Source organism: Pseudalkalibacillus sp. NRS-1564 (assembly GCF_050467905.1).
Classification (GTDB): Bacteria; Bacillota; Bacilli; order Bacillales; family Guptibacillaceae; genus Guptibacillus; species Guptibacillus hwajinpoensis_B.
The window spans coordinates 25,604-47,845 of the sequence record NZ_JBITPM010000039.1 but is presented as its reverse complement, the minus strand read 5'-3'; the positions used below and the strand labels follow the sequence as shown (position 1 = coordinate 47,845).

The window sequence follows — 22,242 nt, the reverse complement described above, 5'->3', positions numbered from 1 at the left end:
AATGGTGGAGGATGACGGGCTCGAACCGCCGACCCTCTGCTTGTAAGGCAGATGCTCTCCCAGCTGAGCTAATCCTCCATTAAACAGCGACTTCATTATTATACAATATCTTCTTTTGCCTCGTCAACACTTTTTTCAATGTGTTTTTTCAAGGACAAGACCTATCTTATCACCGACCCCAAAAAAACACAACCCTTTTTCACAAAAAAATTATTCCCCATAGTTAAGCACTCTATTTTTGACATAGAAAAAAAGCAGGGAGCGCTCTCCCCTGCTTATACTGGCGTTTGAATAAGTGGTTTTTTCTTTTTATTTTGGCGGAGTATTGGTCTTTTTTTAGTCACCATTTCAGAATCATATTTTCGGTACTCTTTCATGTCGGTTGATTCCCGCAAAAGCTGATCTTCAACATAGTGACGCTTTCTTTTCAAAAAAACCCCTCCTCATAAGTAATAATTCTCAATACCCTATTTTTCTGTTGTTAAACCCGATTCTTTTTCACCATCGATCTATCGGCAAAAGTTACAGGTAACACATAATTTATTCACTTAGAGCGCAATTATGCTCCATCAAAATTAAATTGGTAATAATTTTCCTGATCTTCTCCTGACCTCTCAACGAAAGTAACTTCTCCATTTTGTGAAACCATAATAACAGTTTGCGCCCTCGTTCCGTAATGATCCGACTTAATAAAAACGGGTGAAAGCATCCTTTCCCATTCAATCGGCACGCCTGTCTGTGGTAATAAATAATCAGGTGCAGGCTCAGCATGAGAAAGCATTTCAAAAAGACGATTTTGATCGAGGTTCTTTTCTGCACTTAAATAGTGTTTTAATTCTTCTTTAAGCTGCTCAACTTTTGGCCAGCTCGTATTCAGTAAGTGATTACTTACAGCGTGAACACCGTTCTCTAGTTTTGAAATTTGATCCTGCCGGTTTGAATAATAATAAAGGCTCTTAAAATCTCCTATGATTAAATTAAATCCATTGTACTGATCTTTCTTTTGTCGAACCATTTCTAGGTATGATAATGGGGATTGATGATCACGTAAGTAATCGGCCGTTAGATCACCCCTTGATAGACTTTTAGGCTGCTCATTCGCTTCTCGATAATTCGTAAGGGCTGCAATTCTTCCGTTTGTTGTAACCCCTAGCCATGTTCCCATAGCCTTTAAATCACGCCCCGCAAGTAGTTCTGGTACATCTTCCCAATAGTTCGCAGGTTTTGTTGGACGCTCGTAGAATTCATCTCGGTTGGCTACGAGTATAAATGGGTATGTAGGATGAACATTTTGAGCTACAGCAATTAAGCACATCTTAACGCGCCTCCTCTCTTGTTTCACTGTAAGAAAAAACGCAGCGTTAGCCGCTGCGTTACGATTGGATCATACGAACTTCTTCTTCACATGCAGAAGAACAATAATGGTTATACTCATCTTTGCAAGAATCACAGACGATGTGAAGCTTGTCACACTGTACATTAGCACAATTGATATAAGTATCTGCTGGCTCCTCACAATGATAGCATTTCCCTACAACTGTATCTTCATCGGTACGGTTTACATTAACAGCAAGACGATCATCAAATACAAAGCACTTGCCATCAAAATATTTCCCCTGTACCTCCGGGTCTTTACCATACGTTACAATTCCTCCATGAAGCTGTGAAACGTCGGAAAAACCTTTTTTCATTAAGTAACCAGAAAATTTCTCACAGCGAATTCCACCTGTACAATAAGTTAGTACTTTCTTATCTTTTTGGTCCGAAAGATTTTGTTCAATCCAGTCTGGAAGATCACGAAAAGCCTTTATATCAGGACGAATTGCATTGCGAAAATGACCAATATCGTACTCATAATCATTTCGTGCATCGATAACAATTACATCATCATCTTCTAATGCTTCCATAAATTCCTTTGGCTCAAGATAATTCCCGGTTATTTCTTTCGGGTTTACATCTTCCTCAAGCTTTAGTGAAACAATTTCTTCGCGCGGACGTACGTGCATCTTTTTAAAGGCATGACCTTCTGCTTCATCAATTTTGAAAGCCATATCACGAAAGCGTTCATCTGCTTTTAGTTCGTCCATGTAGCGCTCAGTATCCTCAACGGTTCCTGAAACCGTTCCATTAATGCCCTCTTTGCCTACAAGGACTCGACCTTTTAAATTGAGTGATTGACAATACTTAAGATGCTTTCGAGCAAAATAATCCGGATCTTCTATTTCTACATATTGATAATATAACAGCACTTGATATGCTGAAGCTTCTGATTGCAAATCAAAAACCACCCTTTACGTCTTCTTCAATCAAGCTCTAATCCAAGAGCCTAAATCAATACTATATCTTACCGGATTCGAAGTCTGATGTAAAGAAGATTACCTTGATGGGAAGTAGTCGTCTTTAAGCTTTTCGATTTCGATAAGAGATGCTTCGGCCCATCTTCCGCCTTCGTGCTTGAGCTCTGCGGATTGTGTTTCAAGCGCTTCCTTGAGTGAATCATGATAATCAGGAATATTTCCTTCGTAATGATTAATGGCTGACATTGGAACGAGCGCTTTCTCGAATTGGGCTAACGCTTTTCGCTGGTGAAAAAGAGGAACATCGAGCTGTTTGGGATTATGAAGGTCTCCCTGAGTTGGATGCTTGATGACAGCAAGAACTTTAATCACAGCTTTGGGGGACTTCATATCGACGACTTCTCCAATATATCTCCCCGTTTTATAACCTGCCGTTACTATTTCTCCTGGCTGAAACGTTTTTTTCTCTGACATAGTCGCTTCACTCCTTCATCTAACTGTGTGTACACGTCGATGATATCATAAAATCCTCCTTTATCAGGAGGATTTTATCTTGTGAAGACATGTTTCCCAATCTCTTTGATGATATGCCTTGTACGAATCCAATCGTCTGTTGCAATATCAGGATTGTAATAAAACAAAGCTCCTGAGCTTGGGTCTCTACCACTAAGGGCCGCATAGACAGCCTTATATGATTCTGCTCCTGGCTTTTGATCATATTGACCGTCAGATACTGCAGTATAAGCACCACTTTCAAAAATCACTTCTTTAATGCTATTTGGAAATCTTGCAGAAAGTGTTCGATTCACTGTTACAGCAGCTACCGCTACTTTCCCTTCAAACGATTCACCTCTTGCTTCTCCATTAACCAATTTGGCCAACATTTCAATTTCTTCTACAGAATAGTTCGATACAGTAAATTGATCCTTTGTTACTTTCTTAACATCATTCATATTTTTAACAGGAAGGTTAAGCAATAAGGCAACCTCCTGTTTCGTTTCTGGTTCAGATAAAGTTTCGTTTAATACAACTTCTTCATTAACCTCATTCTCAATCTTAGGCTTTACTTTCATCAATGATACGGCCGCTACCTGATGAGTTTGTGCAGAAAACAGAGCAAAAAAGAGGCTCATCATCATCATAGCAATGATCGTTTTGTTCATATATCTCATCCTTTCAGTAGCTTTTTGCCACGCCATAAAGGATAGAGGAAGGACAGGTCCCTTTCAATAGGGAGTCACAGGGATGTCTTCCACATATGAGAACAAAAAGAAACTCCTTCCAAAAGGGAAGGAGTAAGATAATTAGTCTTGAAATTGCTTCATTGCAAGAACTTGTAACGATAATTCATCACTCGGAGGATTGTGAAGCCCCGCTCTAACGTCTCGATAAAGTCGTTCCAGATGATTCTTCTTCATTAAGCTTCGTGCTCCTACAATACGCATTGAAAGATCAACAACTTCCAGTGCAGCGTTCATTGCTTGCGTTTTGGCAGCGAAAAGCTGTCCCTGCATGTTCATCCGCTCTTCTGGGTAACGATCCCACTGCTCTGCAACCGAATATAGAAAATGACGTGCTGCCATTAATGAAAGTCCGATTCGTCCAAATTTATCTTGAATGTGCGGTACATCTTTTAGTGGCACATCAAGTGTGTTCGGTTGGTAAGAAGACACAAATTGAACTGCCTCTTCCCGTGCTGCCTCTGCTATTCCCATGTATACAGCGGGAATATGGAGCAACCAGGCCGGAGGTAATGAAGCTGTTTTCCGATTTTTATCATAAGTTTCAAGGAGCGCATTAGAAGGAACAAATACGTCAGTCAATACAAGGTCATCACTACGGGTACCTCTCATGCCTAGCACATCCCAAGTCCCTTCAAGTTCTACACCTTCTTGACTCATGGACACTAAGAAATCTGTAGGGACACCTTCGCACGTTGCTTTGACAATCACTTGATTAAGGTGAGGACTTAATGTTGTAAATGTTTTTCGACCAGTTATTTTATATCCTCCTTCGACCGCAGTCGCGATCGTAGCAGGCATACCACCTCGAGTTGGGTCACCTGTCTCCTCTTCTGTTTGAGCTCGATTTATGAGCGTACCATCCACAACATGACGACAAAGCCTTTCATAAGTTGAAGCATTCCATGGCCTTCGATCGCTTAAATCTTTAAGTACTCCTAGATGCCAGCCGAGTGATAGCGCACCAGACCCTTCTCCTTTACCAAGCTCTTCCTGAACAAGGACAAGCTCATAAAGAGAAAGACCACCACCTCCAAATTCTTCAGGGATCGTAAGTGAAGTAAAGCCTGATTCTTTCATACTTGCTATAATGGAATCAGGAATATACGCTTCCTGATCAATATGTGTGGCACTCTCCTTAAGTTCTGCTCGATGTTTATTAGCTAATTCGAGCAGCTTATGATCACGCTCATTTCGAACAAATTTATCAATCATTCTAAGACACCCTCTTTCACCAAAGTCATTAATCTATCATCAAGATGATGGAATATTCAGAAGTTCATCAATACGCTCCTGTTCAAATCCAATAATGACTTCGCCGTCGATGACAATCGTTGGGGTAGACATAGAACCGTGATCATGAATCAATTCATTGCGCGCAGCAACGTTTTCTTTTATGTTTAGTAGCTCATATTTCACTTCATGCATTTGAAAATAATTTTTCACAAACTCACATGGTGGACATGCCGGTTGTGTATACAATTTGACTTTTTTCATTTTGTTCACTTCCTATCACTAATTTACAAGTAATTCCGTTTAAAACATACCACCCTACTTTGCATCTTTCAACTATTTCAGTTAGGTGAGTTTGCTCGATTCACTCAAAGGGAATTGTTTTGCTGAAGGTGTTTTGAAACTTTTCACGAAATCTAATCGTATAGAATGATAGAAGAATAATTTAACGAATTCATTCAATTGAAGGAGTGACATATATGAGTAATCAACCTGAGAAAATCAACTCACAACGTGAAAAGGCTGAAGAGATCATTCAAAGCTTTTATCATGAAGACGATACAGATAAGATTCTCCAGTCATTATCAGGGCTTGGTGAAGATGCCCAGCGCAACGCTGGGGAATCCCTTGAAGCATTGAAGCGTCCTGTAAAGGGAATGATTGACCAACCGAATAACGACTTACCTGATAACTTACACAAACTCAGAGAGCATGTCTCAGACTTAGAGCCCTCTTATTTGCAAAAGAGTAAATTCAATAAACTGCTAAATCGAGTAATGGGGCGAAACGAAGTCGAGCAATATGCGAAGAAATACAAAACGGTCGAATCCCAAGTAGAAGTTATTGTTGAATCACTTTTAACTGGTAAAGATAAGCTACAAGAAGATAATGTTATGTTAAAAGAACTAAAGGATGTAGCAAAAGACCGCATTGTCGGACTGGAAGATCAAATGGAGCTAGGTCAGACGCTTATGACGATGCTTGAGGAGGAAGCCGCTAAAGACGAATGGAAAGAGAACCCTCTTCCCCTACAAAAGGCTCAACAAAAAGTCGTTAGCCGAGTGAAAAATATGTCACAGGCTGTCATGGTCTTAAGACAATCCATGGCATCGGTTGATTTGATCATGGAAAACAACGAAAAGCTAGAAGAAGCTATTTTTAATGCAGTGACGATGACCAAAAACATCATTACCGTAACAGCTTCCATTCAGCTGGCTCTCGGAAACCAACAAAAAGTGATTTCAGCTGTACAAAATGTGAACCAGGCAACCGAATCGATGCTTCTGAAAAACGCTGAGATGCTGAAACAAAATACAGAAGAAACGGTTAAAACACTTGAAAAGCCAGCGATTGCGATTGAATCCTTCCGCAAAGCTTATCAAGATGTGTTTGAAGCCATTGATTTAACAGAAAAATCAAACGTACGTATTATCGATAGTGGGAAGAAGTTTATAACAGAAATGGATCAATTAAATAAAGAAATGAAATCCAAATTAGATAGCTCAACAGAGAGGCAGAAACAGCTCTCTGAGGCAGCCGATCGACTTTGACGATAGGAGGTAATGGCATGGGGCTTTTCGATTCTTCTGAACCCCAGTGGCTTGAAAAGCTTTTACCACCGCAATTTAAAACGGTGGAAGCATCACTTCTTCAGGATGCGAGCACCACAAGCTTCCTTTCATATGCTGAACAATTGTTAGATGAATTTATAGATAAACTCGATCCTTCGGAGAATAAGCCACAAAAATGGAAGCGTACTGAGAGAGGTTTTACGATTTATTTAAAAATCAGGCGAAATCTCATCCTTTTCTCTGGATATGATAGTCAAAAAAACAGAACGTCAACTCCTAAGAAGTTTTTTATCCAATGGGAACGACAAATCATTGAGAAAAAAGACGCAGGTAAATGTAAACAAGGTACCATTCTCATAAATGATCGAGGTCGAATCATCAAACGCAGTATAAAACGATCACCATTTTTCACAGGAATTTTTCAACGAATGAAGCTTTTAGATTTAGCGTTACTAGGATCCATTGCTTCCCAATCAGAAACAGAGGAAATTGATCCCCTCTTGAAGGAACAGATTAATCGGCTTGAACGAATTTCGACACATTCGTTAATCAACGGGGTTATTCATTCTAGAACAGTTAGACTCATTCAATTATTCAAGCAAATCTCACCCGAACTTGAACCGCTTGACCTTGAAGAACGTCATATTGTGAAGAGAATGCTTTCAACTGAACTGCCAGATTTACTTACAGGATATATCGCACTTTCACAAGAAAACAAAGAATTACGCCATCGCGATTTGTTTCAAGCTCTTTGTCAGATGGAGTTAGCGCTTCATGAATACATGGAGAAAATTGAAAAGCACCGTCTCTCCAAGGTAGATCACCTTCTTAAAGTAAACAAAATAAGATATGACAAATAAAAGCTAGCTGTCAAATGGACAGCTAGCTTTTTCGATTATACTTCTTGCCCGATATGCTCCTGCATGAGTTTTTGCAAACGCTCATCGACTTCTTCTTGAGTTAATCCGTGCTCTGCTACGTAACGATTACGTGGCGATGTGCGACACTCATGTGAACAGCCTCGTAAATATTTATGCTCGTTCTCCTCAGATGTAATAATTTGCTTATTACATTCAGGCCTTGCACAATTAACATAGCGTTCACAAGGTTCACCCGTAAAGTAATCTTTACCGACCACAGTGTGGTCTTTTTGATTAATCGGAACAGTTATTCGGCCATCAAACACATAGCACTGTCCATCCCATAGTTCACCTTTCGTCTCTTCATCCTGACCATAAGTAACAATTCCACCATCAAGCTGGTTAACATCTTCAAAACCTTGTTTAACCATCCAGCCAGTGAACTTTTCACAGCGAATCCCGCCTGTGCAGTAGGTTAGGATTTTCTTATCTTTTTGGTCTGCAAGGTTTTCTTGAACCCACTCAGGAAGATCTCGGAAATTCTTAATATCTGGTCGAATGGCACCACGGAAATGACCGACATCATACTCGTAATCATTTCGGGTATCAAGAATAATCACATCATCCTGTTGCATCGCTTCGCGCCACTCTGCTGGCTTCAAGTGCTTTCCGCCAACTTCATTCGGATTATGATCATCATCAAGTCTAAGTGTCACTAGCTCTGATCTAAAGCGAACATGCATTTTTTTAAATGGATGTTCAGTCGCTTCATCAATTTTAAAGAACAAATCAGCAAAGCGCTCATCCGCATGCATCATATCCATATATTGCTGCGTTTCTTCTACTGTTCCAGAAAGAGTGCCATTAATGCCCTCTTCCGCAATTAGAATTCTTCCCTTCAGGTTGTGCTCCTTACAGAAGGCAAGATGCTCTTCTACATATTCTTCCGGTTGATCAATTTGTACATATTTATAAAACAATAATACGCGATAGTCTTTATTCATACTTCTATCTCCTTTATTTCACTGTTACCGTGTGGCCAGTCACTCTTCCGTTCCAAAATATTATTATAATAAAATTCTCAAGAAATGCAAAGAGTGTGCTTTCCATTTTCATATAAGTTCCGTTAGCTCCTTCGATAGATTGACCATTTTCTCCTAAGATGAGCATGTCCAAAAAACACGACGTTGTTAGCATACTACAGTAAAAAGTTTATGACAGTGAAAAACCTCACACTTTTTTTATAGCTGGTTCTACAACTACATTAACATTTCCTTTAATCGCTCTTGTAATCATACATCCCTCTTCTGCACGATGAGCAATGGAATGAATACGCTCTGTCATTTCTTCATCCGGCTCTTCCGCAAGATAGATGACTGGGTAATGGTGAATTGACTCTACGTGCAGCTTTCCGTCACCACTTACTTTAAGCTTAGAGGAAATTTTAACATCTTCGAAAGGAATGTGATTACGCTCCAAATAAAGTCCAATGGTCATGAAATAACAAGCGGCTGATGAACTTAACAGTAACTCATCAGGATTTGTTCCTTTCTCTCCGCCGCCCATCGACGTAGGGATCGATACTTCTGTTGTTAGGTTTTCAGTCTGAATCTTACCTTCGCCAGAAAGTCCACCCTTCCAGCTTCCTTGTAGTTCAAATATGTGATCCATTCTCAATTCCCTCCCATTAAGTAGAGACAAAACTCCACTCGAGTGAGTGGAGTTTGTCTTTAACAATATTGTTCAAAAGCTCCTGTCAAATTCGCAACGATTTCTTCCACTTCATGATCTTCAATTTCTTCTCTAGGAATGAAATGAAGCACCTGGCCGTCTTTTAAGAGAGCGATAGAAGGTGATGACGGCTCATATCCTTCCAAATATTCACGCATTTTACCTGTTGCTTCACGATCTTGTCCTGCAAAAACCGTCACAAGATGCTCAGGTTTTTTGTCATGTTCAATCGCTTCGCGAGCAGCTGGTCGAGCAAGACCTGCTGCACATCCGCAAACAGAATTAATGAAAACAAGTGATGTTCCCTTTTTTTTCTGTAATAAAGCCGGATACTTCTTCCTCAGTCGTTAACTCTTCAAAACCAGCTGATGTTAACTCATCTCGCATCGGCTGTGCCATCTGGCGCATATATTCTTCGTATGGATTCATATCCTATACCTCCGTTAATTCGATTTTCTTGCTTGAGTCATTTGATGCCAGACAGAGCCTTTAGCTTCTTCTCCGCCTTTTATCCGTTCTAATGCCATACCCGCCTGCATCTTCACTTCAAATTCTGGATCGTCCATTGCTTGCTCAAGTGCTGGAATCGCCGTTTCATCGCCAACTTCATATAGAAACATAGCGGCCCTCCAACGAACAAGCTTATTTCGATCTTGCAACGATTCTATCATTTCAGGAATGGCTTCAACATGACCTAAATCTGACATGCAGTCGCCGGCTGTCCGCCTAACCGTAACAGATTTATCACGCAAAGCTTTATAAAGAAGCGGAAGAACATCCTTTGATTCAATCATACCAAGGTAAACAACCGCCAGGCGGCGTACAGAAGCTTTTTCATCGTGTAGCGCCTTCTCCAGTACCGGCAAATCATTCATTTCTGGATCCATGCGATCAAGTGCTGCGTATCTTACTTTCCAATCTGAGTCATCTAGCATTTCTAGTGTAACGACCTTTTTCTCTTGCTTTGGAGAAGCATTTTGATCTGAGAATGCTGCAGTAACAAGATCCGAAAGACGCTCTTCACTATACGTCGCCGCTATTTCTTCGGTAACTTCTTGTCCAACTTCTTCAGGTGATCCGTACCGTGGACTTTGTTCTTTCCATTCACGTTCCATCACCATGTTTTCAGAAGCTGAAGAGGCTTTCATAGCAGCTTCCATAAATCGGTCAGGCAAACCAAAACGATGCTCAGTCTCACCTTCTACAAGCTTCACCTGCATTGGAATACCGCGAAACATTTGAATAAACACATTCACTTCTCCAAAGTCTTCTATCGACGACTGATTTGTCTCGACGGATTCTTCATTAATCTCTCCGAATGCCTCACGAGCTTTTGGAAGGATCTCTTCCCATGAATATTTGGCATTCCGTTCTAGCGCGATAAAATCCATCACATGATAAAGACCTTTCACACCGGGAACGGCCATTAATTTTTGAATATAATCTGGAGCATTAGATATGTCAGTATCAAGCTTATACTGCCTTGTGTCTCCAGGTTCTAGCTCTTCACTTAAGTTAATTTTCATCGAATTTGGACTTGGTGTCGGTTCGATTGAAACAATCTTCATGCAATCGCCCCCTTCTAATCGTGATTTTATCATATGTAACAGCGCTGTACCATTACATTGAATTAAGGATCTAACTTCACTACAGAAACATTTTCTCTGTATTCTTTATAAAATGAAAGCACCTCATCCACATACTCATCACTCTGATTATAAGCGAATAAGGCACTCTTCAGTCTCCCCTCACTTGCACCATTAGCAGATAAGTAGCTAGCGGCAGTATAAGCAGCATCCGTCAGATTATATGGATCTGCCTTACCGTCTCCATTTCCGTCTTTCCCATACCCACTGTACTTTTGAATAAGATCTAAATTTGTAATATCAACTAGATCATCCTTATCCAGTTCTCCAAGACGACTCCCCCCATAGCTCCAACCAATCCAGGTTAACGGCATAAACTGGTAATGGCCGATGGCACCCTTAGGGCTTTCTAATGTTGACATCGTCGAGAATTTTGTTTCAACGCGATGTACCGCTGCTAAAAGCTCCCATTGAACGTCGTATTCTTCACCAGCTTCTCTGTAAAGGTCGATATATTCCTCTGGAACTTCAGATTTTTTCAGCGGTTGGGAAAAAGAATCTGGTGTTTTCTGAAGAAATACACCTATTAACACACTAATAAAGATTGTTATGATAATTAAGCTTCCTAATCGCTTCACTTCCGTTCTTCCTTCCTACCGTCTTTCCTCTGGATCTATGAATTCCTCACTAGGAAGATGGATCCATTTACTTAAATATCCGTGATCATATAACGCTTTAATGAGAATGAGCAAAATCGGTGATAATACGACTCCTGCAATTCCAAATAGTGAAAGAGAAATAATCATAAATGAAAGAATTGTAAACGCAGATACACCTAGTGAATCTCCCGTAATTTTCGGCTCCATGATTTGTCTCACTAGCATAACCACCCCAAGTAGAATCAATAGGGATACTGCGAGAGAGGTTTGTCCTACCGCAAGAAGATAGATTGCCCATGGTATGAAGATCGCCGAAACGCCAAGAAGCGGAAGAAGATCGAAAAAAGCAGATAAAAGCGCGAGTGTGAATGCATTATCCACTCTTAATATCCATAGCCCGCATAGAACGAGTACAAATGTGATCGTAATAAGCTTTAGCTGCGCTTTTAAATACGCTCCGATTCCGCTTAATACATTTTCCTTCAGGAAGAAATAAGCCGTCTTAAATGTATTTGGTGTTCGCTTCGCCGCAATTCGCTTCCACATTTCAATCTCAATACTTAAAAAATACGCGAGAACAATTCCAATAATGAAATTAATCACAAGCGTTGGAATGGACGTCACAAAAGCAAACACGCTATTTAATAAAGTCGTCAACATAATGGATGCTTTCTCAACGAGCGTTAGTGAAAAATCTTGCGCCTTCTCTAGTACATCTGGAGGTAAGGCGTTTAACTGGAGCTGCCCCCAATGCACATAGTTCATAATTTGATCCTGGAATTTCGCAACGTATCCAGGAATAAGGCTGATTAAGTTTTGCAATTGAAGAACAAAAATCGCGCCTGCTAGAAAGACTACGCTCACCACGATTAATACAAAAACAAGCGTGGAAATAGTAGTTGCAGCTGTTTTGCCTATTCCCTTCCGATTTAGAAACCGAGCGAAAGGTTCGATAACTAGAAAAATAATGTACCCTACGATAATCGGTGCCGCAATTTCAAATAAGAAACTTGAGACAAGCATAATTAAAAAAACCGTTAACACGATAAGTCCAATATCAAAAGCTGTTCGCGCATAACGCCGATAAAAAGTTAGCATCCTGTCACCTCAATTTAGTAATCTTTCGTAAGCATATCGGTTTTGAGAAGAAATTTCCATAAGAAAAAGAAGGGAAACCCCTTCTTTTAATATTAAACTTGTATTGAATCTATTGGTCGTTCAGCCGGACGCCCAAAATAATAGCCTTGTCCAAGCGGTATTCCCATTTGCCTACAAAAATCAGCTTCTTCTTTACGTTCAATTCCTTCCGCGAGTAACGTAATCCCCTCTTCCTTTGATAGATAAATCATTTCGATCAGTTTCTCTTGTTTTTCAGAATCTTGATCGCAATGAGAAATAACACTGCGGTCAATCTTCGCATAGTCGGGCTTCAACTGAAGGAGCATTTCTTTCGTAGCGTATCCAGTGCCTACATCATCTAGCGCCATTTTCATTCCTTCTTGCTGATATGAGCGAAAGATTTGTTTTAAATGATCTACTTCGTCAATCTTTTCAGTTTCTACTACTTCAAATACTAAATCTCTTGGATCGAGATTGTACGCTTCAACAGTTTGGAAAGTTGTTCGTAAGCAATGAGCTGGATCATAAATCGAAGAAGGGAGAAAATTAATGAAGCGTTTAATGCCTTTTGAAAGATGCGACGCACTAATTTTAATAGAAGCAATTCTTGCAGCGCTGTCAAGAAAGGCTTGAAGACCAGATTGTCTAGCCATATCGAATAATTCATTTGGATAAAAAGGATAGCGCTCATTAGTCGGCCGCATCAAGAATTCATACCCTGTAATATCATTATTATCAAGTGTGATGATGGGCTGCATATGGCTAGTAAAGAGAGAATTTCTCATAACCTCTATAAAATCTGGATGTTTGAGCCTTGAATAAAATTGAGGAAATGAAAGAACTGAGCTCCTCTTTATTCCATCCACTGTTCCCGTTCCACAAAAAAACATTTGTTTTGCCGCATCATTAAAATGAGAACTGATGCGATGACAAATTTCAAGCAGGGATTCCGAATTTTCATAGGAGACTGTAAGAGAATTCAAAGATTCACTTTGGAACATCAATTCATTTAAACTTCGTTGAAGTTGCGGCACAGCTGTAACGATTTCTAAGTAACCAGAAGAAGGAATATCTGGTATCGCGGTGCATTTTGAGCATGTATACATAAGGGTCTTTCTCCTATCTAAGTCATAATCTGTCTATGTAATACTTGGTAAGAATCATCGTTAATTCACACGTTTTGACTCGTTCAAATGACTCATCAATTAAGCCTGGTCACTTTCCAAATCAAAAATGAAGCAGAGGAATAATTCCCCTGCTTCTCTTATCGGAATATATAAGCGTTACTTTAATAGATTATTGTACAAATTCATGTATTTCACCGATGAAGCTTCCCATGAGTAATTAAGACGCATCGCTCGCACGACTAATTTTCTCCATGTGATTTCATTATGATGATAAAGATCTAGAGCAAGATTAATTGTATCTAGCATTTCGTGAGCATTGTAGTTCGCAAAGCTAAAACCGTGGCCTTCACCGGTAAATTGGTTATAAGGTAGTACGGTGTCTTTTAACCCGCCTGTTTCTCGAACGATCGGTAGACTCCCGTATCTTAAAGCAATCAGCTGACTGATCCCACATGGCTCAAATTGAGAAGGCATTAGGAATAAATCGGAGGCAGCATAAAGCTGTCTAGCAACCCCGTCATCGAAGTAAATATTCGCGCTAAACCTGCCTGGGTAACGAGCTTCAGCCTCTCGCAGCATATGCTCGTAGTGCTCATCACCCGTTCCAAGAACGACAACCTGAACCTTTTCCTCCATGATTTGAGGAAGAACTCTAAAGAAAAGATCGATTCCTTTTTGTTCTACGAGTCTTGTGATAAGAGCCAGGACAGGTATTCCCTCTCCTACTTGTAAGCCCAGCTTTTTCTGAAGATCTGTTTTGTTTTTTTCTTTAAGTAAATGTGTTGCGTGATAGGAATAAGGAAGTGCTGTATCTGTAGCAGGATCATAAAGTTCTGTATCAATTCCATTAATAATCCCAACAAATTCATCTTCTCTTTTTCTCATAACACCATCCAAGTATTCACCAAAGTATGGTTGCTTAATTTCTTCTGCGTAGGCAGGACTTACCGTTGTAATATAATCTGCATAAAGCAGTCCGCCTTTCATAAAGCTAACGTTCCCATGAAATTCCACACCTTCATTATTGTAGTGGAGTTCACTTAAGTCGAGCAAATCATGAAGGATTGTTTTTGGAAACACTCCCTGGTAACGAAGGTTATGGATGGTATATACCACTTTCATCCCTTCATAATAAGGATGATTTCGGTAATGAGCTTTTTTCAAAACAGGAATCATCCCTGTTTGCCAATCATGACAATGAAGAATGTCCGGTTGCTCTTCTAAATACGGAATCGCTTCTAATACAGCTTTACAGAAGAATGAAAAGCGTTCTCCATCATCAAAATAACCATAGCTACCGCTACGCTTAAAATAATACTCATTGTCAATGAAATAATAGGTAATTCCATCAAGCTTGAGCATTTCAATTCCGCAATACTTATCGCGCCAACCTACAGAAACTGTGATCGTTTCTTTCAGTTCAAGCTGACTTTTGTACGTTTCATTCATATCTTGATATTTAGGTAAAATTACGGATACATTCGCTCCCTGCTTTTGAAGGGCCTTTGGAAGGGCGCCTATTACATCACCCAATCCCCCTGTTTTGATAAAGGGATGACCTTCAGAAGCGGCAAATAATACATTCATTTCAACTTCCTCCTACTAGATGACGGTGGATTTAGCAATAACTCTCGGCTGATCTTCAGAAGTCACTGTCTCATTAGGCGAAACGGAAACGTCTTTATCAAGAATCACATTCTCGATAACGGCTCCTTCACCAATTTCACACTTTTGCATGATAATGCTATTTCGAATCACAGCCCCTTTTCCAACGCGGATACCTCTAAACAAAATACTATTTTCGACTGTCCCTGATATTGTACAACCGTTTGCGATTAATGAGTTCGATACGGTGGAGCTTTCAAGGTATTTAGCTGGCGATTCGTGTTTTACCTTCGTATAAATCGGGCCCGTATTGTAAAATAGTTCCTGCGTCACGTTTGGATCAAGCATTTCCATGCTGTAGCGATAGTAGCTTTCAACACTATCAATAAATGTTACATATCCACCGAAATGGTGCGCGTGCACATGATAGCGATCCAGACTTGCGGCAATTGCTTCATTAATTGATTGATGCTTACCTGATTCAATACTATCTTCCACGAGGGAAATTAGAAGAGAAGATTTCATCAGAAAAGTGTTTAAATAAACGTTATCTCCTGGAAGAGGCTCAACCCCAAGGTTTAAGCGATCAACGCGCTCATCATCGTTTGTATAAAGCACATTGTAATGACTTCCGCTCGTATAAGGATCATCACACGGCTTATAGACAACAGTGATATCGGCGTTCTGAGCTTCATGTTCTTCAATGATCTGATCGAAATCAACATTCCAAACGAGCTGACCATTTGTTACGAGAACGTAATGGGAAAGGCTTCTTTTGAAAAAGGAAAGGTTTTCATGAAAAGAGTGAATATCTCCAGTGCTTCTGCGCTCTTCATCTGCTGGAGGCTGAAAGAAAAGACCTCCTTGATGACGATCTAGATCCCACTCGCGTCCGGATCCTAAATGGTCAAATAAAGAACGGTATTTTTCACGAGTGAATACGGCAACTGTATTCACTCCTGCGTTTGTTAAATTCGATAATGAGAAATCAATGAGTCGATACCGCCCTGCAAATGGAACAGAGGCAAAGCTCCGATGATTGGTTAACTCACTCAGCGTGTTTTTTTCATCTACGAGGTTAATAACTCCTACTACTTTTTTCATCGTTTCATCCCCCTACTCTATTTTGGTACCGATACAATTTCGCCATCTGCAATTAACGAGATCGAACCATCGCTTGATCCTAGTGTCATGCCATCTTCTACTACCGTTCCACTTTCTACGATAGCGTTCTCAATCGTTACATTCGCGCCAATTTTCACATTTGGCATTATGATCGAATTTTTAATTGTGCTTCCAAGGCCAACATGCACACCATAGAACAATACGGAACGATACACTTCTCCATATACAACACATCCTTCATTAACAAGAGAACGCGTTACCTTTGCTTGAGGTGCGATATATTGAGGTGGTTGGTTCGGGTTAACTGAATAAATTTTCCAGGCAGGGTCATTTAGAATTAAGCTTGGATCATCATCAAGTAAATCCATATTGGCTTCCCATAAACTTTGTAACGTACCAACGTCTTTCCAATAACCGTTGAACGAATATGCGAAAACGTTCTTTTCATCTTCAATCATAGCCGGAATTATATCTTTACCAAAGTCATTTGATGAATCTGACTTTTGCTCATCTTCGGTTAAATATTTCTCAAGCGCTTTCCAGTTAAAAATGTAAATCCCCATAGAGGCAAGGTTAGTTTTCGGTTCAGCAGGCTTTTCTTGAAACTCGACAATACGATCTTCATCATCCGTGTTCATGATTCCGAAGCGACTTGCTTCATGCCATGGCACTTCAAGCACAGCAATTGTGGCATCTGCATTGCGCTGTTCATGGTAATCCAACATTTCAGAGTAATCCATTTTATAGATGTGGTCACCTGAAATAACTAGAACATACTCAGGATCATATTGTTTAATGTAGTACATGTTCTGGTAAATCGCATTCGCTGTGCCGCGATACCATTCGCCACCTTTTTGTCCCATATATGGTGGTAGAACAGATACACCTCCATTTTTTCGGTCAAGGTCCCAAGAACTCCCGATTCCAATATACGAATTCAATATGTAAGGCTGGTATTGCGTCAGAACCCCTACCGTATCAATTCCTGAATTACTACAGTTACTGAGGGTGAAATCAATAATACGGTATTTCCCTCCGAACGGGACTGCTGGCTTAGCAAGACGTGTTGTTAACTTTCCAAGTCTTGTCCCTTGACCTCCTGCAAGTAGCATAGCGACACAACGCTTTTTAGACATAGCGATTTCTCCTTTCAAGGTTGCTTTTATTTTTTTTGCCGAGAATAACAATTCCAAGTGGTGGTACTTTAAGCATTAGACTACAAGGCTGATTGTGATACGGTTTTCTATCGCTTTGTAAGATTTCTGCGTTAAGTTGACCTGAACCACCATACTTTTCTTGATCGCTATTAAACATTTCGATATAAGTACCGGAAGATGGAACACCAATGCGATAATCATAGTAGACATTAGGAGAAAAATTAATGATGGCGATATCACAATCGCCCTTCGCTTTTCCTTTTCTCATAAACGTTAGAACGGACTGTGAGTTATCGTTCGCATCAATCCATTCAAATCCTTCTGATTCATGATCAATTCGCCACATGGCCCTTGAATCAAGGTAAAAGTGGTTCAAATCTTTTACATAGGCATTCACCTTACTATGCATGTCATAGTCCAAAACCATCCAGTCTAGTTCAGATAAATCTTTCCATTCATCGTACTGACCAAATTCTCCACCCATAAAAAGCAGTTTCTTTCCTGGATGAGCCATCATGTACCCGTAAAGCGTTCGAAGATTGGCAAACTTCTGCCAATAATCACCTGGCATTTTATTCAACAATGACTTCTTCCCATGTACGACCTCATCATGAGAAAGAGGAAGAAGATAATTTTCAGAAAAAGCGTAAAAAAACGAAAAAGTTAATAAATTGTGATGATGCTTTCGATCATCCATATGGAGCTCCATATACTTCAGTACGTCATTCATCCATCCCATGTTCCATTTATAATTGAAGCCGAGCCCACCTTCATGGATCGGAGCACTTACAAGCGGGTAGTCGGTTGATTCTTCTGCCATCATCAGCACATTCGGGTATTGTTCAAATACCGTCCGATTTAGTTTCTGAATGAATTCCTTGGCTGCAGAGTTCTCGCCTTCAACGCCACCACTTTCATGGTCATGATGATAAAGTAACATCTGTGATACAGCATCCACTCTTAAACCATCTATATGGTAGTAGTCAAACCAGAACAACGCATTTGAAATAAGAAAACTGACAACTTCTGGTTTACTATAATCAAAATTGTACGTTCCCCAATTATGTCGCTCAGCACGAGCGGGATCAGATGGCTCAAAAACAGGACCTCCATCAAATTGACCTAGTCCATGCGCATCTTTGCAAAAATGAGCAGGTACCCAATCAAGCAGTACACCAATGTCTTCTTGGTGACATCGATCAATAAATGCTTTTAAATCATCCGGTTGTCCAAACCGACTTGTTACAGAAAAATAGCCGGTAATCTGATATCCCCAAGATCGATCAAAAGGATGCTCCATAACGGGCATTAGTTCAATGTGCGTGTAACCGAGTTCCTTTACGTAAGGAATGAGCTCGTCCATAAGATCCCGATAAGAATAATAAGAGCCGTCCTCTTTTCTACGCCAGGACCCTGGATGAACTTCATAAATCGACAGCGGGCTATCATAAGGAGCCGTTTTCTTTCTTTTGTTCATCCATTTTGCATCTTGCCAATCATACTCATCGACTTTTTTAACAATAGATGCTGTCTTCGGTTTTAACTCTGAATAAAATGCATACGGATCAGATTTCATTAGAATCTCGCCTGCACCTGTTTCGACAGCATACTTGTAGAGTTCGTCTTCTGATAGATCTTCTACAAATAACGACCAGAGACCGGACTCTTCGATTTTCTCCATTCGATGCGATGTGGGATCCCATTGATTAAAATTCCCTGTTACAGATACGGCTGCAGCGTGAGGAGCCCAGACTGTAAACCTGACTCCAAATCGTCCGTCTTCTTCCCTTAAATGGGCGCCCATTGAACGATAAGCCTGAAATAAATTTCCCTGATGAAATAAATACCGATCGTAATCTGTCGGCATCGATACAGTCATTGCGGCACCTCGCTCTCATTGATAAATATAGGGATTCCACCATAGTTATCCTCTACATCCTAAAGATTCGACATGTAATATGGTCATTCCTTCAAAAAAAATATTTGTCGAAAAATACATGCTTTTTTCGACAAATAACGGAATAATATTTCATAAAAAATGCTTTTTGATTCATATCTCATAGAAAAAAGGTTGCGGATAAACCGCAACCTTTAGAATGGCTATATTAATGAACGTTTCAATCGAATGAGCAACAATATAAGCGAACATATCATTTTTGAAAAAAACTTTTTTAAGTTATGATACATTCTCTTGCATTTCGTTCATTCGAACCTGTAGCTGGTATGCCATCGAAATAGACCATGCAAGGGGAGTGTTTTTATTTGGAATATCAGTACCACCAATATAAAGTTCTGGAATTTTACCACTTTCAGGTGTAATACTCATGGTTTTCGTCCAATATTCATTCATTTTATCTAGTTCACCCAGCTGCTCATAACATAAACCGAGCCAAGGAAATCCGAAGCACCACTCTGCTTCACTACCTTCATTATAATAAACATCGTTTTCATAACGAATAACTCCGCGTTTTCGCTCGAGTTGTCCCGTGATACGATCTACAATTTGAATGGCTTGTTCTCTTGTTACAACATTTAAAGGATAAATTAAGGATAATAGCGCTAAATCGGCTTCTTTCGTTTCGCTCTCACAAGGCAGAAGTTCATTTAGGACTTCCTGACCCTTTTCAATCATATAAGAGGGAACATTAACGAGCGTATTTACTGCTTTTAATCCTGCAACACATGCTCCGACACTTGATGCATGAACTTCTACATTTTCTTCCCACATGCCGTTGTCTGGGCTTTTCCAGTATTCTAGACATTCTAAGTAGTCGACAAGCTTCTGAACGATGCGATGATCGACTTTGTCCCTTAGCATAGGCTTTCCATTTTGAATTCCTTGTCCTATACCAAACAGCAATATTCCTATTGCATCATTTTGTGCATGACCCCATTCAACAGGAATTTCCTCAAGATCTCTTGTGTATCTGGCATGAATGTATTCATGTAAGTAATGTGGTTTCTGCTCCGTATGAATATCGATTTTCCATTCATACTTTCTCAATAATGTGAGCAGCGCATGATAAGCTTTTTCATATCGTGAACACTTTGAATTTAAATATGGCATAACCGCATAGCATACATCTCTGATCCAAACGTAGTCGTAATCATCGGATGTACTTGCAACATAAGCTCCATTGGGTAATCGCATGCTTTCAAGTACACTGTGCAGCTGCTGTTGATTCATATTTCTCACCTGCTCCTTATTTTTTACTACAATTATACCCTATTCGACAATTTTAAACCTTTTTATGCCACAAAAAAACTGACCCAGGTAGTTTAGGGTCAGTCAAAAGTCTGATTTATTGCTGTCATATCGCTCATTTCAGGTTCCATTCGATACACATAGTCTATATAGGTAAGAAGTGTGTCTCGCGCTTCTTTCACCTTCAAAAATTCAGTTTCACGTATAAACGCATGAACAAAATGCTCAATTCGCTTCGAAAGAATATCGTCTTCTGTCTTCATCATCAGGATACTTAATTCAATGCAAGCACAATGATGTGTGTAATATAGAGCTTTGTCATAGTCAGTAATGTCCAATGACATGCCCCCTTTCTAGGAGCTTACATATAGTATCCGCTCGTAAGCACCCATTACACGAAGAAAAAGATGTCATATTACGTTCTAAGGAACGTTACACCGTCTTTTTGTTCAATTTTCTTTTCTTTAATAAGTTTCCCCATAGCTCGCTTAAAAGCAGCTTTACTGATGTTAAACTCACTCTTTATGGCTTCTGGATCACTTTTGTCTGTATATGGCATCCGATTGTCACGCTCTTGCATATAAGCAACTAAACGTTCAGAGTCTTCAAGTCTTGCTTCTTTAACAAGTGGTCTTGTGGATACATTTATACGCCCATCTTCTCTAACAAACGTGATCCTCACTGTAAGACGCTGGCCAAGTCTCACTTGATCCTTCATCTCATCCTTATGAAGATAAGCAAGATATCCTTCATTGGTTAAAATTGAAACACCGTCTTCTAGAAAGCGAAAAACCAGGCCTTCTACTTCATCATTTTTACATTCTGCCGGTGCTGATTTAGAAAGCTCCTGTATTTCTTCAAATTTACTTAAATCTGCAAATAGACGCTGCTTTTTATCGAGCTTTAGTCCGCAATACAATTCATCACCAATTGCTGGCCAAGTTGCCCAATCATAAGGTAAATCATCTTTTGATAACAGCATGTCCTTTTGAATACCAATATCAACAAAAACCCCAAGGCTTCTTTTCACTTCTACGACCTTTAGAATCGAAAATGAATCAACTGTAACAGTTGGTATTGTTTCAGTTGCTGAAAGTCTCCCCTGATGATCATGGTACAAAAACACCTCAACTTCATCATTTTCTTCATAGTTATTTTTAGCTTCTTTTTTATGAAGCATAACGTCTTCTAATCCATTTGTTAGAAAATATCCGTATTCTTGTATACGTGCGACACGTAGCGTCGCCATTTCTCCTGCATATAATTCACTTGCCAACTTGATTCACGCCTTTCTTTTTGCTTGTCTTAGTATATCACTTCCACACCCGGAATTTCCCCTTGTTTCTCATAAAAGTGTCTTTCCTGTCAATACTAATCGTGACCAATTACGAAAAGGAGATGTGCACATTGTCCACATACCGAAAACTAGAGGAAATGTTAAAAAACGCTCATGAGCTAGTTGAATATGCCGATGAACAGCTTCAGCTTGCTACCAAACAGCAATCAGCCATTACTGATAATAGCTATACTGAAACACAGCAATTACTTGAGCGAATGTCCGGAGAATTAGATAAAATGATTCACAGTGCAAATCCTGAACAGCGTGACGCCCTTAATCGAGCGCAACAGCAAATTCAGGATCGGCAAAACAATTTTATTCTCGGGTTTGAAACATGAGATCTGCATATTTGCAGATCTTTTTTAGCTATGTTTAACGCAGTTGATT

At 39.8% G+C, this 22,242-nt stretch carries 23 protein-coding genes, 1 tRNA gene and 1 pseudogene; 3 read left to right on the top strand and 22 right to left on the bottom strand.

What is annotated here, in order from left to right; translation table 11 throughout:
• Positions 1-2 precede the first annotated feature (2 nt).
• From ACIFPW_RS17830 to ACIFPW_RS17795, 8 genes are all read right to left on the bottom strand, one after another.
• Positions 3-78 (bottom strand) — tRNA-Val (locus ACIFPW_RS17830).
• A 197-nt stretch (positions 79-275) separates the two neighbouring features.
• Positions 276-431, bottom strand: a complete 156-nt coding sequence (locus tag ACIFPW_RS17825) for a hypothetical protein (protein WP_194221572.1) — start codon at positions 429-431, stop codon at positions 276-278.
• A 128-nt stretch (positions 432-559) separates the two neighbouring features.
• On the bottom strand, positions 560-1,315 hold the full coding sequence (locus tag ACIFPW_RS17820; protein WP_430246294.1) for an NRDE family protein: 756 nt from the start codon (positions 1,313-1,315) through the stop codon (positions 560-562).
• 58 nt (positions 1,316-1,373) lie between these two features.
• Positions 1,374-2,276, bottom strand: coding sequence for a rhodanese-related sulfurtransferase (locus ACIFPW_RS17815; RefSeq protein ID WP_430246292.1), 903 nt, complete (start codon positions 2,274-2,276; stop codon positions 1,374-1,376).
• 99 nt (positions 2,277-2,375) lie between these two features.
• The gene (locus ACIFPW_RS17810; protein ID WP_430246290.1) at positions 2,376-2,771 is read right to left on the bottom strand and encodes a kinase-associated lipoprotein B; all 396 of its coding nucleotides are present in this window, start codon (positions 2,769-2,771) and stop codon (positions 2,376-2,378) included.
• A gap of 74 nt (positions 2,772-2,845) precedes the next feature.
• Complete coding sequence (locus tag ACIFPW_RS17805; protein WP_430246288.1) at positions 2,846-3,460, bottom strand: cell wall hydrolase; 615 nt, start codon at positions 3,458-3,460, stop codon at positions 2,846-2,848.
• A 141-nt stretch (positions 3,461-3,601) separates the two neighbouring features.
• Positions 3,602-4,753 (bottom strand): acyl-CoA dehydrogenase family protein, encoded by a 1,152-nt coding sequence (locus ACIFPW_RS17800; RefSeq protein WP_430246285.1) that lies wholly within the window; start codon positions 4,751-4,753, stop codon positions 3,602-3,604.
• Positions 4,754-4,792: 39 nt separating this feature from the next.
• Positions 4,793-5,035: a glutaredoxin domain-containing protein gene (locus tag ACIFPW_RS17795; protein ID WP_430246283.1), complete on the bottom strand. Its 243-nt coding sequence runs from the start codon at positions 5,033-5,035 to the stop codon at positions 4,793-4,795.
• Positions 5,036-5,250: 215 nt separating this feature from the next.
• Between ACIFPW_RS17795 and ACIFPW_RS17790 the strand changes: the two genes are divergently transcribed.
• Positions 5,251-6,321, top strand: coding sequence for a toxic anion resistance protein (locus ACIFPW_RS17790; protein ID WP_430246280.1), 1,071 nt, complete (start codon positions 5,251-5,253; stop codon positions 6,319-6,321).
• Between the two features lie 17 nt (positions 6,322-6,338).
• A complete protein-coding gene (locus tag ACIFPW_RS17785) occupies positions 6,339-7,202 on the top strand; it encodes a hypothetical protein (protein ID WP_430246278.1) in 864 nt (287 codons plus the stop codon).
• A gap of 35 nt (positions 7,203-7,237) precedes the next feature.
• On the opposite strand, the gene ACIFPW_RS17780 is transcribed toward ACIFPW_RS17785, so the two are convergent.
• From ACIFPW_RS17780 to ACIFPW_RS17715, 14 genes and pseudogenes are all read right to left on the bottom strand, one after another.
• The gene (locus tag ACIFPW_RS17780) at positions 7,238-8,206 is read right to left on the bottom strand and encodes a rhodanese-related sulfurtransferase (RefSeq protein WP_194221563.1); all 969 of its coding nucleotides are present in this window, start codon (positions 8,204-8,206) and stop codon (positions 7,238-7,240) included.
• Between the two features lie 226 nt (positions 8,207-8,432).
• Positions 8,433-8,873 (bottom strand): OsmC family protein, encoded by a 441-nt coding sequence (locus ACIFPW_RS17775; protein WP_430246276.1) that lies wholly within the window; start codon positions 8,871-8,873, stop codon positions 8,433-8,435.
• Positions 8,874-8,932: 59 nt separating this feature from the next.
• Positions 8,933-9,362 (bottom strand): annotated as a pseudogene (locus ACIFPW_RS17770) (BrxA/BrxB family bacilliredoxin).
• A gap of 14 nt (positions 9,363-9,376) precedes the next feature.
• Positions 9,377-10,501, bottom strand: coding sequence for a conserved virulence factor C family protein (locus ACIFPW_RS17765; protein WP_430246274.1), 1,125 nt, complete (start codon positions 10,499-10,501; stop codon positions 9,377-9,379).
• A 62-nt stretch (positions 10,502-10,563) separates the two neighbouring features.
• A complete protein-coding gene (locus ACIFPW_RS17760; RefSeq protein WP_430246272.1) occupies positions 10,564-11,157 on the bottom strand; it encodes a lytic transglycosylase domain-containing protein in 594 nt (197 codons plus the stop codon).
• 15 nt (positions 11,158-11,172) lie between these two features.
• A complete protein-coding gene (gene ytvI / locus ACIFPW_RS17755; protein WP_194221558.1) occupies positions 11,173-12,276 on the bottom strand; it encodes a sporulation integral membrane protein YtvI in 1,104 nt (367 codons plus the stop codon).
• 92 nt (positions 12,277-12,368) lie between these two features.
• A complete protein-coding gene (locus ACIFPW_RS17750) occupies positions 12,369-13,403 on the bottom strand; it encodes an EAL domain-containing protein (protein WP_430246269.1) in 1,035 nt (344 codons plus the stop codon).
• Positions 13,404-13,580: 177 nt separating this feature from the next.
• Entirely contained in the window at positions 13,581-15,011 is a 1,431-nt protein-coding gene (gene glgA / locus ACIFPW_RS17745) for a glycogen synthase GlgA (protein ID WP_430246266.1), read from the bottom strand.
• Between the two features lie 15 nt (positions 15,012-15,026).
• Entirely contained in the window at positions 15,027-16,133 is a 1,107-nt protein-coding gene (glgD, locus tag ACIFPW_RS17740; RefSeq protein ID WP_430246264.1) for a glucose-1-phosphate adenylyltransferase subunit GlgD, read from the bottom strand.
• Positions 16,134-16,150: 17 nt separating this feature from the next.
• Positions 16,151-17,290, bottom strand: a complete 1,140-nt coding sequence (locus tag ACIFPW_RS17735) for a glucose-1-phosphate adenylyltransferase (protein ID WP_194221554.1) — start codon at positions 17,288-17,290, stop codon at positions 16,151-16,153.
• Positions 17,283-19,190 carry a 1,4-alpha-glucan branching protein GlgB gene (gene glgB / locus ACIFPW_RS17730; RefSeq protein ID WP_430246262.1) on the bottom strand — a complete coding sequence of 636 codons (1,908 nt, stop codon included), beginning with the start codon at positions 19,188-19,190 and terminating at the stop codon, positions 17,283-17,285. The genes ACIFPW_RS17735 and glgB overlap by 8 nt, the downstream gene beginning before the upstream one ends.
• A 297-nt stretch (positions 19,191-19,487) precedes the next feature.
• Positions 19,488-20,498, bottom strand: a complete 1,011-nt coding sequence (locus ACIFPW_RS17725; protein ID WP_430246260.1) for a glycoside hydrolase family 15 protein — start codon at positions 20,496-20,498, stop codon at positions 19,488-19,490.
• A 98-nt stretch (positions 20,499-20,596) separates the two neighbouring features.
• Positions 20,597-20,854, bottom strand: coding sequence for a YhdB family protein (locus tag ACIFPW_RS17720; protein ID WP_194221551.1), 258 nt, complete (start codon positions 20,852-20,854; stop codon positions 20,597-20,599).
• Positions 20,855-20,931: 77 nt separating this feature from the next.
• Positions 20,932-21,792, bottom strand: a complete 861-nt coding sequence (locus ACIFPW_RS17715) for a CvfB family protein (RefSeq protein WP_430246258.1) — start codon at positions 21,790-21,792, stop codon at positions 20,932-20,934.
• Positions 21,793-21,923: 131 nt separating this feature from the next.
• Here ACIFPW_RS17715 and ACIFPW_RS17710 point away from each other — a divergent pair, with 131 nt between their 5' ends.
• A complete protein-coding gene (locus ACIFPW_RS17710; RefSeq protein ID WP_404682131.1) occupies positions 21,924-22,193 on the top strand; it encodes a DUF2524 family protein in 270 nt (89 codons plus the stop codon).
• The last annotated feature ends 49 nt before the right edge of the window (positions 22,194-22,242 follow it).